Consider the following 13,904-nt stretch of genomic DNA (forward strand, 5'->3'; position numbering starts at 1 on the left):
CTTTAGATAGCCTCCATTATTGGGGGCTTTTTAATTCTTTATAGAAATCTCTTAAAACGGGATGATCAGTCCGTAAAACCTCAATTCAATATGGGAACCAGATTGTACAGGACGAATAGTAAGAATAAAAGCACACTAGTACAGTTATTGAAGATGCACTAATTAAACTCCTGACCTTACTTGGTAATAATAATACGATAGCAAAAATGGCTAGTACAAATTCAATTTCAACTTGATTTATTGACTACTTCCCAAACTGAAAAAACCAAAGGCGCGACAACGCCGATGGTTTTAGTTTAATTTCTTATTCTTTTTACCTCTTATTATGATCTCATAAGGTATTTCTTCGATTACTAATTCTTCTCTTTTAAGTTTAATTATCTCTTGTACATATTTTTCTATTTCATTTACTTTTTTATTGGAATTCCACCACTTGGATTTGTTCAAATCTGTTTTGATAATAATCTGTAAAGGTTCTGGGTGGAAGGAATAGGCAAAGCCTTTATATTCCTCAAACTTTTTATCTGTTTCCTCCCTTATGGAGGTGAAAATCGGATGCCATTTTTCATCTCTACTATCATTTTCACTTTTTCTATTTACTTTAACATCAAAATATATAGTTGTTTTCGATGAAATTGCATCAGCTACAAGTTTACTGATTTCACCCTTCACTGCATTATAATATTCTTTTGTTCCTTCAATTCTTATCTCAATTAAAGATTTAGTTGGGTCAATACCCACAGAACTAAATTGATAATTTTTTTCATGTAATAATTCTGATGTTATTTTCAATGTTTCTTCTAAAAGCTCAGTTTGTTCTTTTTCTTCCCTACTCACTTCAACTGGTATATCTAAAATCTCGAATTTAACTTCGATATCATCTACCTTTATTTCCTTAGAAACATCATGTATTACTGATTTCATTACTTTTTCTTGATTAGCTAAAAACTCTTCATCCTTGACCAGAACTCTAAGCAAGCGTTCTTCATGAGTGTAACTTATTGATGCTTCACCGTATCCGTTTTTTTGAAATTCCTGACTAACTTTAGTCAATAAAGCGTCTACCTTTTGGTGTTCTTTCTTGGTTTCTTCCATACTTTCAGCTAATGGCTTTTCACTTTCATTAAAATTACTAATCAAAATAAAAAAGGTAATAATACAACCAACAGTCCCCAACAATATGAGCAACTTCTTGTTCATTTTCATCCTCCAAAAAAAATGATTTATTTATCATTAGTATGCGTGTATAAACCTTTATACAACATATCTATTAATCAATCCATCAGTTTCTTTAGCTACTGAACTTTCTGCTATTTACCACATGCTTAAAATCGAACCGATGTAGGGTTTCCGGCTCGCTATGGACGGCGTAGATTGCCGGGTTTCGCATTCTACACAGGTTGCAAAACCTTGTCTTGAAATCTAACTAACGTTTATTCAGTTCAATTTGGTCAATATCAAAATTATTGATTTAGAGGGTTATCTCACCCTCTTTTTATACTCTGAGGACTTCTTCTTTGAAAGATTAGTAATCCTTCAATTTTTATTATTCATTTTGATTCTTTCTTTTATTTCCGACTCTTCTCGAACCCGAACGATACTTTCGAGTTTGGGAGGTTATTGCAGTACTTAGTCAAAAGTTCTATTGAATTTTGCCGTCAAGTACTACGTTCCTTCTATTTTTTTAGTGCCTTATCGACTTTTTGATTGACCGATTCTTGATAGAGATCAGCGTAAGTTTTTGAATCTTCAATGAGTGCATCGCAGAAAGCAGCAACGTCTGTTCCTGTTACTTCAAGCACACCTTTCCCAGCAGCTGCACCTTCTTCAAAGAAGCTGATAATTCCCGTGAGTAGTCCGATACCTTCGTTTAGCTCAACAGGACCGACTTTGAAGAGATATTTTTGGATCTCTTTATAGACAATTTGGTAATCTAGCGGAAGCGCTTTGACATGCGAAACATGGGCTCGCCATTCTTTTTTGCCTTCGATGATTTTTTTGATACTCATTTCAGTCCTCCTAATTTTCTTGCTACGTTCTTGTTAAGTTGGTCACGCCATTTATCTCTATAAGTTTTTGCGCCTTCGTCACCAACAAGCGCTTCGCAGAAGCCTTTGATATCATCTCCTAATACTTCTCCGACGCTTTGGCCGTCTGATGATGTAACTTCAAGCAGTTCAAGAGCGCTGTCAAGAATCGGCATCAGATTACGACCGGTGAAATCTCCGTGAATCCACAGATTACTTGTAATTTCTTTCCAAGCAGTTTGATATTCAGTTGGCAAGACTATTGCTCGTGCTTCAAAACCTTTCATTTCTTTCGTCATATCGCTGCCGGTTATTCTTTCTAAAAAGTTCATTGTAGTCTCCTCCTTTAAAATACTAAGCTGTTCAGCAAAGTTCTATTATTTAACTGCATCGTTAAGTTTATGACATTTCTTATCAACCCATCAATGACGAGAGCATCAAAGAAGACTGCTACGTCGTTGCCAGTTACCCTAACTGGCGTTTAAATGCTTTGCTTGCGAAGAAGTACGCGAATATCATGATGCCGACGCACCAGCCAAGTGCGATCCAGATATCGTTGCCAACAGACCCTTCATACAAGAGGGCACGAATAGCATTCACGATTGAAGTGACAGGCTGGTTCTCTGCGAACACACGGACAATTTTAGGCATGGTTTCGGTTGGGACAAAAGCCGAACTGATAAATGGCAGGAAAATCAGCGGGTACGAGTAGGCTGTCGCCCCTTCCATAGACTTGGCTGTCAATCCGGGAATGACCGCCAACCATGTCAGCGCCAGCGTAAACAGACCGAGTATCCCAGCTACCGCGAACCAATCCATGAGATTTGCGCTTGAACGGAAGCCCATCAATAGTGCGACCAGGATAACCACCACGAGAGTCAGCGCATTGGAAACAAGCGAGGTCAACACGTGAGCCCATAATACCGATGAGCGCTTGATTGGCATGGTAATGAAACGGGCCATCAGTCCACTATTTACATCCGTAAACAGCCGCACGGAAGTGTAAGCGACGCCGGATGCGATAGCAATCAGCAAAATTCCTGGTAATAAATAATTGACGTAGTTGTCCGTGCCTGTATCTATGGCGCCTCCAAATACATAGACAAACAGCAACATCATCATAATCGGCGTAATTGCCACCGTGATAATCGTATCCGGGCTGCGCATGATGTTGCGCATTAAACGCCCTAGTAATACCCCTGTTTTACTGTTCATTTATATCTCCTCCTTTGTGCCGATGATCGCGAGGAAAATTTCCTCCAATGTCGGCTGCTTCTCAATGTACTCCACTTTTGCTGGTGGGAACATCTCTTTAAGTTCGGTAAGGGTACCGGTTGTGATGATTTTTCCTCCATGCAGAATGGCGATACGGTCCGCCAGTTGTTCGGCTTCCACCAGATACTGAGTCGTCAGCAAGATGGTCGTGCCGCCGCCGGCAAGCTCCTTGACAGTATCCCAGACTTCAATCCGTGCTTCGGGATCAAGCCCTGTCGTCGGTTCGTCAAGAAAAATGACCGCTGGCGTCCCTATTAGGCTCATGGCGATGTCAAGCCGGCGCTTCATCCCACCGGAATACTGGTCCGCTCTGAGGTTAGCCGCATCGGTCAAGCTGAATTTTGCAAGCAGATTGTCAACGACTCGAGCGGGATTGGAAACTCCCCGCAACTTGGCGATCATCATCAGGTTTTCCCGCCCGGTGTGCATGCCGTCTAAGGCTGCGAACTGCCCTGTCAGGCTGATGCTCTGGCGAACATGATCCGGTTGACGCTGGACGTCAAAGCCGCAAATACCTACTTCGCCGCCATCGGGCTTCATCAGCGTCGAGAGGATGTTGACCGTCGTCGTCTTGCCCGATCCATTTGAGCCCAGCAGTGCGAAAATTTCGCCACGCCGCACCTCAAAATCCACCCCCTTTAAGACTTCCTTGTCTTTAAAGGATTTTTTTAACCCTTTTACTGAAATCACTGCATTACTCATATTTTTTTCCTCCTTATACTCTTCTATTTAGTCTGACTGATAATAAGTACAACTTACTACCGTGTTAAAAAAATAACTGATTAGCGAAGGTGGCAATTCACCTTTGTAACACTTATTCAGTCGTATTATCTATTGAATTTTTTTTCCTAATCGCTTCATGATACTTTGATTCAAATCTTCACGATACTTGGCGGCATAGGTTTTAGCGTTTGCCACTAGTTCGTCAGCAAAAGACGCCACGTCGTCCCCAGTGATTTTCAGCACTTGTCTGCCTTCCGCCGCACCGGCTTCGAACAACTCGATTAATTCATACTGGATGTGCAGCATATCCATCCCGCTGCCCGCTGAGAATTGCCACATGTAGTTTTGAATTTTCTTAAATACAAACTGGTAGTCCTCTGGCAGGGCTTCAACCCGTGCCATCATCATCTTGTATTCTTTTTTATCACCAATCATTTTTTTGAACATTGCCATCATGTTATTTTTCCTCCTTTTTAAAGCTGAACAAGACATTCCAAAAATAGCGAACGGACAATATTGTGAGGCTAGATTGACTTCAAGACGTTAATTTTTGATGATACAAACTCCCATTTTCTCCAAAACAATTCAAGTTCCTGGCTGCCAGCCTCATTAAGTGAGTAAAACTTGCGGGGAGGCCCCATATCTGATGGTTTCTTTTCTACGTTCACCAGGTTTTTCTTTTCTAATCGCACGAGGATGGTGTAGACAGTCCCTTCAACGACTTCGCTAAACCCAAGCTGGTTAAGGTGGCGGGTAATCTCGTAGCCATAGGTTTCATGGCGGCTGATGATTTCCAGCACACATCCTTCCAGCGATCCTTTCAGCATTTCAGTTAAGTTTTCCATGATCAGTGCCTCCTCTATTCTGTCTGACTTATAATCAGTATTACTTAGTATTTAGGGGAATTTTTACTTAATCGCATTTGAGAAAACACACTACTAAGTATCGCTTACTACAAGTACAATGTAACACTGAGTAGTGTAGGTGTCAATTATTTATCTTAGAAATATTAGTGCAACTTTTTTTGACTTTTCTTATATAATTTATAAGTAGAAATAATGCCATAGACCCCTAAAAATAAAAGAAAAGCAGAAAGAACTATATCAAACAAAACCATTTTTATAACCACATACCTATATTTATAGTTATCCATCCGACCTAAAAACCTCAGTAAGTTGATATAAAACCAGGAATGGGAAGTAGTCACCTTCAGTCCAAAGTTAAGCTAGTGGAGAGATATTGGAGGCAAAAAAAAAACCGTATGCGAGAATACGCCAACGGTTTTTGACAGGCTATTTATTTAATTGAATGGATGTACGAGTTAAGTTTTTTTTGTATTGATATATAGTTGGTTGTAAATAAGATATATGTGTTTTCGTTTGTAATGATAACTACTCTATCTGTTGTGCCATACGGCATTCCAATTCTTATTGCCTGTTTTTCTTTTCCGCCATAAGTGTCATCTGTGGTAACTGTTAAAATATCACATATTGGAATGGTTATCTTGGATAATAGCCATCGAATCACAATATCAGAATTAACTTTCTTTACAAATATCTCAAACAAAATATCCCTCCTTACTATTAATTAACTTATTTTAAACATATTTAGATAATCTGTGCGTAAACCATCGATTCACTTATTCAACTGGATTGCATCTGCATACAGCCAATGTTGAGATAACAACATGATTAGGATGTCTTCATCAAGATTAATTTTAAGAAAAACTACCTTTTAAAAGGCAGCCGGTTCTTCAACTTAAGCACTAAGTTAGTAGAATTTACTGTACCCCTAGATGTTAAGTCTACTAGTTAATAAGTTTAAGCTGTACAAGGCAAACTCTTTAACATCCTTATTTTTACTAGCAGAAAATTCTTTTAGAACTTCCATTAAATAATCATCATTTATCATTCCCTTATTTTCACCTTCAGCACAGCATGATAAGAAAAGTATTAAATTAAAATGAACTTTAGCTTTTTCGTGCTTTCTCATTTTTTCAACCAAGTATCTTATTAAATCGTTATTGGTAGAAAGGATTTCTCCTAGCAATCTATCTATTTCTTTTGGTTTTCCGTTTACTATCACAAGATCAATTTTAGTGTAGTAGTCAATGATTTGCTGTTCAGACAGTGAAGTAAATATATCTATGTCCTCTTCTTCTATTTCTTCAACCAGTCCATTTATAAACTGCTCAAAATCATTTGCCAATTTAATCTCTTGGTTTGCTTCAACATCTATGAAAATAACAGAGGGGGTTTTTTTGGTTCTATAATCCAAACAAATAAACATAGGTGCCTCTGTCGAAATTATCAATAATTTTTTACTCCGTATTCCCCATTCTTTACGTAAATATATACTATCTAATAATCCCGGATTTTCGCCTATCCCATATAAAAAATCTATATGTACAGAGTTGTTGGCCCACCCATTAGGGACAATTGTAGGGTAATATTTCTTTTTTAAATAAAATCCATTTCTTTTTGTCATTAAACTAATATATGACTCGGGTAATTCCAGTTTTAATTCTTGTTGAACATTACGTATTGTTTCTAGATTAACTTCACCTTTAAAATATTCATCTAATTCTTCTTCCCACAAATCTAAATTCATCTACAACTCTCCTTAACGAACTGACTTATCATTCATATCAACCAAAATATACCAAACTTTATTTCTGGATGCAAACTGTGCTTTTAAAGATCACTTCCACACGTAAGTGTATGCCTCTGCATAACCAGTTTACTTAACACCAGGATGAGGAAGTATACGACTTTATTATTAAAGAAAAAAGCAATACTTAACGTCATTAACGTTAAATACTACTTCTTGTCATACTGTATATAAGCCCCTCATTAATTATTATTCTGCACCTTGCTCTCTTAGAAAAATAGTGACTTCCTCATTTCCATATTCTTTTGCATTCGAGAGAGCAGTATTTCCATCATCGTCTTTCGAATTAATATCCGCACTTCTTTTAACGAGCAATTCGACGGTTTCCAGGTGGTCGTAACAACTAGCAATGATCAAAGGTGTAGTATTGTCATCTGACTTAATATTAATCTCAGCCCCGTTATCTAGAAGATATTCAACGATTTCTACATTTCCATCTGCAGTTACTAGTATTAATTCCAGAAATCTTCGTCATAAATAGTTGTGAATTCTAGTACTTTAAACCATTAATTTATATATGATATTTATTCTCAGTTTTCATCATCAATAAATAAAGTGAGGATGGAATCAAGTGGTTCAGTTCCATTGGCAACCGCATTTACTTTATCAATATATTGTTTACTAATTAAGTGTTTTAGCGGTTGTTCTACTTCATTAAAATATTTAAATGCCACTATTGCCTTTTCATCCCACTCTCTAAAATGCATTAAATAGTCATTTGCAGTTACTTTTGTTCTCGTTGATCCTTCTTCAACTGTACATTCAAACTCTTCATCATCACCTAACGTTCCATAATCACATGTTATTTGTTCACCAGGTTGAATATCCCTCCCAGCTAACTCAAAATCATATGCAGTATCTGCACAATTTGGATTGAAGCTATGATTCACATACCTTGCATGATCCCAACAAAGAACATATTCGCCGTCATCGTCTTCATAAGAGTATTTATATATATATTCTTTTCTAGCATCATCAAGACTTTCGATATCTTCCTCATCAAGAACAATATCCAGCTTATCTTTAATCCAAACAATTGTTCCTTTAGGGATTAATTTTGTTGCATAAACCCCAATTCCTACTTCTTCACTTACATACCGGATTTCTGTATCTGGGTGCATCAATTTACCATTCCTCCTTAATATCCACAAAGCTCATATTGCAGCTGTTGAATAAATAACTTCTCGTACAAAAGTATTCAGTCTGTTTACAACATCGTCAGTTTCAATATCTTTATGCGGATACACTACATTTTGAGAGGGCGGCCACTGTCGTAATACCTACTTTTTCGACATTGACTCTCAAGTTTTATGGTTTAATGTGTAAGGAAAGCATAGAATGGCACCTGCAAAATTCACCGTTACAACGGTCACGGTGAACCTTACCATAAGTAAATTAGGTTTTTGGTTTTTCAAGAAAATAGTCTGTACTGAGGGATAAGTTTGGGCTACTAGTTTTAGATGAGGAAAATACGGTGTTTGGAATGGTCTTTATTAAAGAGGAAGAGGTAGAATCTCAGGGTCCGTTACTTTTCTTCCGAATTCATTTCACGATATTTTTGCATACGCTGGTGCAGTAGGCCGTCTGTTTGTTCATTTTCTCCTGTGACAAAATCAGTCATGTAATACTTCAAATAATCTCCATAGTGATTCTCAGTTTTCAACAACAGTTCATCGACATAGAGTGCGCCCTTGGGCAATTGATCCAAAAGCAGTACGGATAAGGAAGCATATACGCCGCACGCTACTTGAAAGTAGGTGGCATTTGTTTTGTATTTTTTATAGATGTCTTTATTACACAACACATTATACATATACCTTTCCTTGTCCGGATAAACGAGCAGTACACCGACTAAATCCTCGCCTTCCAATGGAGCATCCTTAGGGTCTAGCACCTTCATTTCATAATCCCATAATTTATCCACGTCATCTAAATTTGTACGGATAAGATTAGTAGTATGGTCATTTACCTTGTACAAGAATCCGCCTTCCATATCATATAACTTACCAAGTGTATAAACTTCTTCGTGCGGCATTAAGCAGCCATAAAACTCTTTGTTCCCTAACGTTACCTTGAATTCTAGATCATAGACTTTCTCATAGAAGAAGAGGGGATTATGGTGCTTCATGAACATGGGAAAACTTAGTATCGCTTCATCGAGGAAACATTCAGGTGACCATGTGGTGTAGATTACGTTTTTTTTAGCCTTTTTCTTATTTTTATAAAACGAATTGTCATGTTCCACAATGTAACAACCAATTGGTTTATTTTCTGATGTGTCCGTCCTTATCAGTTCAAGAGCCATCCATTGAACAACACCTGGATTCATGCCCGAACCAATAATCGCTGTTGAATTTGAAAATTTATCTTTATACTTTTCCAAATGCCTCATCCGTTCAATCAAGCCAAATCCTTCATACAGCTCTTCGTTCTCATCAATCATTGCATTCTCTAATGCTGTATTGACATAGTTGACACCAAGCTGATCGCAGCACTGTATCATCTCAACTGTGTCCGCCCAAGAAAGATCGATGACAACAGTCGTTATGGATTGTTTCAGGTGTTCTTTAAATTGCTCCGTGTCTTTCAAATCAAATTCATGATATATAAATTTATCTTTTAATTGTGGATAAGAGAGAGAGTAGACAGTTTCTTCTTTTTGTTTAGAATCTATCAAATGAATGACGCAATTATTCATTACATGATGGATCGGATCTTTCTCATCCTGTACAGAGTTATTGAGGATAGAAAGTACTCCGTTCGCCGCACCTCCTGCACTGCCCAGTATTGTGATAATATGTTTATGTTTATTTTTATCCATTTCACACCTCTTTTAGTTTTATACATAATCTATGTAAAAGAAGAGAAACGGTATAGGTGATTATCACCTGTCTTTCTAAATATATATTTTCATGCTATACAAATAATGTTTCATGGCAGCAGAAACAGCTTGTCCAAAAGAAAGAAAGAGAGGAAAGGAGTTAGCTATGGGTAAATACAGGTTTATCAGCAATAGCCTACTATTCATTAGGTAAAACAAAAAGCCTGTTAGTTGAACAAGTAGAATACTTATTTAATTAAATTGAAATAAAGGATACTTAGGGTAAAGAATTCGCTGCCTTTTATGGCGGCGATTTTGGTGGGGGAACTATTGGTTTGTTTGTAGCAATCCTTGCGGTGAGTCTTTCCATTACTTTACGAAGATTTTTTTCAGTGCTTATATATTTAACCAGCCGCCTTAATGACTTCTCGATGTGATTTTTATTCCAATTGTCTTATACCAATTCATCAATTTCCTTAAGTTAAAATATATGTCTAATTAAACGTATTATCAATCTCGGAATAAACAATATGATTTCTGAAATTACTATAAATATAATTGACTCTTTCAATTCACCTAATATGTAATTTAGAAAACCGTCTTTTTTCTTTTTACTCTTTCCTTCTTTTTTCATCTAATAATCTCCTTTAAAAAAACTACGGGGTACTCTACAAATTTTACGTTAGGTGTACAGGATAATTTCGTCCTTGTTTGCCTAGAGCATATTTCCGGCTAGAAATCACACTAATATTTTAACTGCGTTTCTCTTTAAAATAGACTAGATCAACAAACACGAATGCAAAAGATAAACTGATGGAGTTTATAACTATCGTATACAAATCCGATTGTAACGGTTTATACATATAACCAACAAGATAGGAAATCGCACAAAGAAAAACAAAATAAGTAATAAATTTTAACAGTCTATTTCTTATTTCTCTCCATTTCAATTTCTTTATATTGATCATTATGGCAATAAAAAAATAAAATACAGAGAGAACCAGAAATATCATATAGCCGCTAATAAATACAAAAGAAAAAGAACCATTGACGTCTTTAAATATGATGAAAAATGTAATAATACCACCTACTAAAAGCAGTACAAAAATAAAGAGTGTTAAACTATTTTTCTTCACTTTACACCTCCAATCCTTTGTTTTTATGTTTTAGATTTTCAATGAATACGCGAACACCAGCTGTACTATTTTTCTGTTACATAGAACAAGTGCGAAGTGACTTTATTTGTCACTTCGCACTTGTTCTATGTTTAGGTATGTAGGCGATTTGCTGTTCAAACATTGTATACATCTTCTTTTGTTTTATGTAATATCAAAATTAGTATCTTTTGGATATAGAGAAACATATTCTTCATCTTCATCTAAAAAGGCAATTTTAACATGATCTAATAACTGGTTATTAGATAATTCTTCAAGTGTCGTTTTTAAAGCTCTTTGGACATCAATCACATAGTTGAAGACGTTATTGCTACCACTACCAATGTCTCCCCCATCGCTCGAACCATTTCCAGTCCTACCTAAACAGTCATTCATCAATTCTTCTACCAACTGTCTTCTTTCATGCGCTTCGTCCATTTGATTTTCTTCATAACGATATTGGACGACAAGCTCGATTAACTCCTCTTCATCAAGATGTTCATACCCTTCATCCAACTTCTCTTCAGCTAATATTCCTATCACCTTTTTAGCTTTTTCAAATAACTTTAATTTCACTTCTTCTGTTCCACCAATATCTCCAACAACTCCAAAGTGTACAATTACTGTTTTACCATCTTTCCAAGCTTTCCAATAAACCAACTCATTATCTACTTTTTTAATTAACTTAATCACTGTTAATTCCTCCTATGAGTTATAAGTGTTATAGAAACAAGATCACTCTTCAATGCTGAGTTTGGTTAGTTAAACAAGATACTATCATTCTTATAGAAGTAAAGCATTTATTAGCTAAAGTACAAGATTAATTAATTTCAAAAAATAGCTCCACACCTTACTTTCCTTTATCAACTTGTTTCATGAGACGATTTTTGAGGGTCTCTATTGATAATAAAAAATTTATCGGCCAACTTGAGATGTTTATCGGCCATTCTGGGGATTTATCGGCCAAACACGTCTCACAGCCTAGTTAACTTGATGATACAACTACTAATTAATCCAGGGACATTGTTGTCTGACTTAAGATCAGGATAGTATACGAAACTCTATTTTTTTATATATGGGTTTATGGAAATTGTAGATAGTGTAAAGAATGCAAATAGAGGCCGAAATTGTATCTTCGGCCGAATGTCTTTTTGCAGCAAGTGTCCATTCCCTAGTTAACCGAAATCATAGATCTGCGCACGAAAAGGTTGTAGGAGAGCGACGTGCCAACGTCACATCGCTCGTTTTCTTCATTCCTAGGTTATCCTGCAGCGGATTTTGCCGTCCATAGCGAACCGGAAACCATATACAGTGTAGAACATACATCTTTCACTTTGAGATTTCCATACATTCCCTTGGTTATCGTTGAAGCTGGTTTGCCGTCCAAAGCGCTCCGAAACCATAGTCGGGGCAGTGTGACAAACTCTTCTTTCCAAATTTCCATAAATCTTTTTTCGTAGAATTTTCGGTATTTTCAAATAATATGGTAGAATATACAGATAATCCTACTATTCTATCGAATAAGGGAACTCAGAAAGGAAGATGTTCAATGTTCTCTCCATTAACTCCACTCGATTGGAAGCGCAGGGCGGTAAAGTATTACCCTGAAAAAATTGCTGTAATAGACGAGGAAAAGAAATTTACCTACAAGGAGTTTGGAGAACGCACAGACCAACTTTCAATTGCCCTACATGAATCAGGCATTCGAAAAGGCGATCATGTAGCTGTCATGTTGCCGAATACACATTATATGCTCGAATGTTTTTACGGCATTTGTCAAATTGGCGCGGTCATGGTGCCATTGAATTATCGCTTAACATCAGCTGATTTGGAGTACATCATCAATCATAGTGATGCCAAAATGCTCATTATCGATGAAGAATTCAGCGGATTAATTGAAGAAATTGCAGGAAATTTAAGTTTTGAAGAATTTGTTGTCGTGAAAGTACCTGGACAAAAGTCTTCATTAAAAGCAGTAGAATATGAGCAATTCCTTGTTCAGTCAGACGCAAACACTGCACTTCCTGTGGTAGACATTGATGAAAACCAAATGCTCACTTTGAATTACACAAGTGGCACAACGTCAAAACCAAAAGGCGTCATGTTACCACATCGCAGCAATTACATGAATGCAGCGAATTTCTTATATCATTTAAATGTAAAACATGATGATGTCTATCTTCATACGTTACCGATGTTCCACGCGAATGGTTGGGGTGGCGTTTGGGCGCTAACTGCAGCAGGTGCTACACATGTGTGCTTGCGAAAAGTGGATACTTCTTTAATTCTTGATTTATTTGAAAGTGAAAATATTTCCTTACTATGTGGTGCACCAACTATTGTAAATATGTTGGTAAACGATCCGAAAGCAAAAGAAGTTCAATTAAAGACCGAACTGCGAATGGCAACTGCAGGATCACCTCCCGCAGCCGCTCTTATTCAAAAAGCGCAGGAAATTCTTGGCTTGAATATGATCCATGTTTACGGGTTAACGGAAACGTCTCCTTTCATCTTGTATTGTGAATGGAAAAAGGAATTCGAATCGAAAACAAAAGATGAACAAGCTTCGATCAAAGCGCGACAAGGCATCGAACTTGCCTTTAACGGGGAAACGAAAGTGTTAAATCCTGAAGGCGTAGAAGTGGCATGGGACGGCAAGGAAATGGGCGAAATCGTAACCCGCGGAAATGTTGTCATGACAGGGTATTATAAGGATCCACAAAAAACGGCAGAAGCGATTAAAAACGGTTGGTTCTATACAGGCGATTTGGCTGTAACTTATCCAGATGGATACATTGAGATCCAGGATCGTATTAAAGATTTAATTATTTCAGGTGGAGAGAATATTTCTTCTACAGAAATTGAAGGCGTGCTTTACAAGCATCCTGACGTTTTGGAAGTAGCTGTCATTGCTGTTCCTCACGAAAAATGGGGAGAAATACCAAAAGCAATTATCGTGCTCCACCCGGGTGCAAAAGTAACAGAGGCAGAAATCATCACCTACTGCCGCTCCATTATGGCCCATTTCAAAGCACCAAAAGAAGTGGAATTCGTGGAATCCTTGCCAAAAACAGCAACCGGCAAACTACAGAAATTCCGTTTGAGAGAAATGTACTGGAATAGCTCGAAGAAAGTAAATTAATTTAATAGTAGAACCTCCCCCGCCTATGGACAACTGTTCCTAGGCGGGTTTTACTTTTGGGGTGAGTGAACTGGCATTATTAAAATTTATAC

Annotated in this window: 14 protein-coding genes; 1 reads left to right on the top strand and 13 read right to left on the bottom strand. The window is 37.1% G+C overall.

Translation table 11 applies throughout. From position 1 onward, the window contains the following. Positions 1-291: 291 nt before the first annotated feature. The 13 genes from E2636_RS19420 to E2636_RS13285 all read right to left on the bottom strand — a co-directional run bounded on the left by E2636_RS19420 (position 292) and on the right by E2636_RS13285 (position 11,363). Positions 292-1,200 carry a hypothetical protein gene (locus E2636_RS19420; RefSeq protein ID WP_243840646.1) on the bottom strand — a complete coding sequence of 303 codons (909 nt, stop codon included), beginning with the start codon at positions 1,198-1,200 and terminating at the stop codon, positions 292-294. A gap of 476 nt (positions 1,201-1,676) precedes the next feature. Continuing rightward, complete coding sequence (locus E2636_RS13230) at positions 1,677-2,009, bottom strand: DUF1048 domain-containing protein (RefSeq protein ID WP_134210619.1); 333 nt, start codon at positions 2,007-2,009, stop codon at positions 1,677-1,679. Further along, the gene (locus E2636_RS13235) at positions 2,006-2,359 is read right to left on the bottom strand and encodes a DUF1048 domain-containing protein (RefSeq protein WP_134210620.1); all 354 of its coding nucleotides are present in this window, start codon (positions 2,357-2,359) and stop codon (positions 2,006-2,008) included. The genes E2636_RS13230 and E2636_RS13235 overlap by 4 nt, the downstream gene beginning before the upstream one ends. Positions 2,360-2,492: 133 nt before the next feature. Further along, positions 2,493-3,242 carry an ABC transporter permease gene (locus E2636_RS13240; protein ID WP_134210621.1) on the bottom strand — a complete coding sequence of 250 codons (750 nt, stop codon included), beginning with the start codon at positions 3,240-3,242 and terminating at the stop codon, positions 2,493-2,495. Further along, entirely contained in the window at positions 3,243-4,004 is a 762-nt protein-coding gene (locus tag E2636_RS13245) for an ABC transporter ATP-binding protein (RefSeq protein WP_134210622.1), read from the bottom strand. Positions 4,005-4,133: 129 nt separating this feature from the next. Then, positions 4,134-4,481: a DUF1048 domain-containing protein gene (locus E2636_RS13250; protein ID WP_134210623.1), complete on the bottom strand. Its 348-nt coding sequence runs from the start codon at positions 4,479-4,481 to the stop codon at positions 4,134-4,136. Between the two features lie 68 nt (positions 4,482-4,549). Further along, the gene (locus E2636_RS13255) at positions 4,550-4,870 is read right to left on the bottom strand and encodes a PadR family transcriptional regulator (RefSeq protein WP_134210624.1); all 321 of its coding nucleotides are present in this window, start codon (positions 4,868-4,870) and stop codon (positions 4,550-4,552) included. A 451-nt stretch (positions 4,871-5,321) separates the two neighbouring features. Next, positions 5,322-5,591, bottom strand: a complete 270-nt coding sequence (locus tag E2636_RS13260) for a SunI/YnzG family protein (protein WP_134210625.1) — start codon at positions 5,589-5,591, stop codon at positions 5,322-5,324. Between the two features lie 225 nt (positions 5,592-5,816). Continuing rightward, a complete protein-coding gene (locus E2636_RS13265) occupies positions 5,817-6,635 on the bottom strand; it encodes an SMI1/KNR4 family protein (protein ID WP_134210626.1) in 819 nt (272 codons plus the stop codon). Between the two features lie 249 nt (positions 6,636-6,884). Beyond that, positions 6,885-7,157 carry an ankyrin repeat domain-containing protein gene (locus E2636_RS19665; RefSeq protein ID WP_134211810.1) on the bottom strand — a complete coding sequence of 91 codons (273 nt, stop codon included), beginning with the start codon at positions 7,155-7,157 and terminating at the stop codon, positions 6,885-6,887. A 68-nt stretch (positions 7,158-7,225) separates the two neighbouring features. Continuing rightward, on the bottom strand, positions 7,226-7,819 hold the full coding sequence (locus E2636_RS13275; protein ID WP_134210627.1) for an SET domain-containing protein: 594 nt from the start codon (positions 7,817-7,819) through the stop codon (positions 7,226-7,228). 401 nt (positions 7,820-8,220) lie between these two features. Continuing rightward, a complete protein-coding gene (locus E2636_RS13280; RefSeq protein WP_134210628.1) occupies positions 8,221-9,516 on the bottom strand; it encodes a saccharopine dehydrogenase NADP-binding domain-containing protein in 1,296 nt (431 codons plus the stop codon). A 1,319-nt stretch (positions 9,517-10,835) separates the two neighbouring features. Continuing rightward, positions 10,836-11,363, bottom strand: a complete 528-nt coding sequence (locus E2636_RS13285; protein ID WP_134210629.1) for a hypothetical protein — start codon at positions 11,361-11,363, stop codon at positions 10,836-10,838. An 856-nt stretch (positions 11,364-12,219) separates the two neighbouring features. On the opposite strand from E2636_RS13285, the gene E2636_RS13290 reads away from it, so the two are divergent. After that, positions 12,220-13,812 carry a long-chain-fatty-acid--CoA ligase gene (locus tag E2636_RS13290; RefSeq protein WP_134210630.1) on the top strand — a complete coding sequence of 531 codons (1,593 nt, stop codon included), beginning with the start codon at positions 12,220-12,222 and terminating at the stop codon, positions 13,810-13,812. Positions 13,813-13,904 lie beyond the last annotated feature (92 nt).

This window comes from Paenisporosarcina antarctica (assembly GCF_004367585.1).
Classification (GTDB): domain Bacteria; phylum Bacillota; class Bacilli; order Bacillales_A; family Planococcaceae; genus Paenisporosarcina; species Paenisporosarcina antarctica.

Coding starts and splice junctions, on each gene's coding strand:
- E2636_RS19420 (WP_243840646.1), bottom strand. CDS start 1,200: ATGAACAAGAAGTTGCTCATATTGTTGGGGACTGTTGGTTGTATTATT.
- E2636_RS13230 (WP_134210619.1), bottom strand. CDS start 2,009: ATGAGTATCAAAAAAATCATCGAAGGCAAAAAAGAATGGCGAGCCCAT.
- E2636_RS13235 (WP_134210620.1), bottom strand. CDS start 2,359: ATGAACTTTTTAGAAAGAATAACCGGCAGCGATATGACGAAAGAAATG.
- E2636_RS13240 (WP_134210621.1), bottom strand. CDS start 3,242: ATGAACAGTAAAACAGGGGTATTACTAGGGCGTTTAATGCGCAACATC.
- E2636_RS13245 (WP_134210622.1), bottom strand. CDS start 4,004: ATGAGTAATGCAGTGATTTCAGTAAAAGGGTTAAAAAAATCCTTTAAA.
- E2636_RS13250 (WP_134210623.1), bottom strand. CDS start 4,481: ATGATGGCAATGTTCAAAAAAATGATTGGTGATAAAAAAGAATACAAG.
- E2636_RS13255 (WP_134210624.1), bottom strand. CDS start 4,870: ATGGAAAACTTAACTGAAATGCTGAAAGGATCGCTGGAAGGATGTGTG.
- E2636_RS13265 (WP_134210626.1), bottom strand. CDS start 6,635: ATGAATTTAGATTTGTGGGAAGAAGAATTAGATGAATATTTTAAAGGT.
- E2636_RS13280 (WP_134210628.1), bottom strand. CDS start 9,516: ATGGATAAAAATAAACATAAACATATTATCACAATACTGGGCAGTGCA.
- E2636_RS13290 (WP_134210630.1), top strand. CDS start 12,220: ATGTTCTCTCCATTAACTCCACTCGATTGGAAGCGCAGGGCGGTAAAG.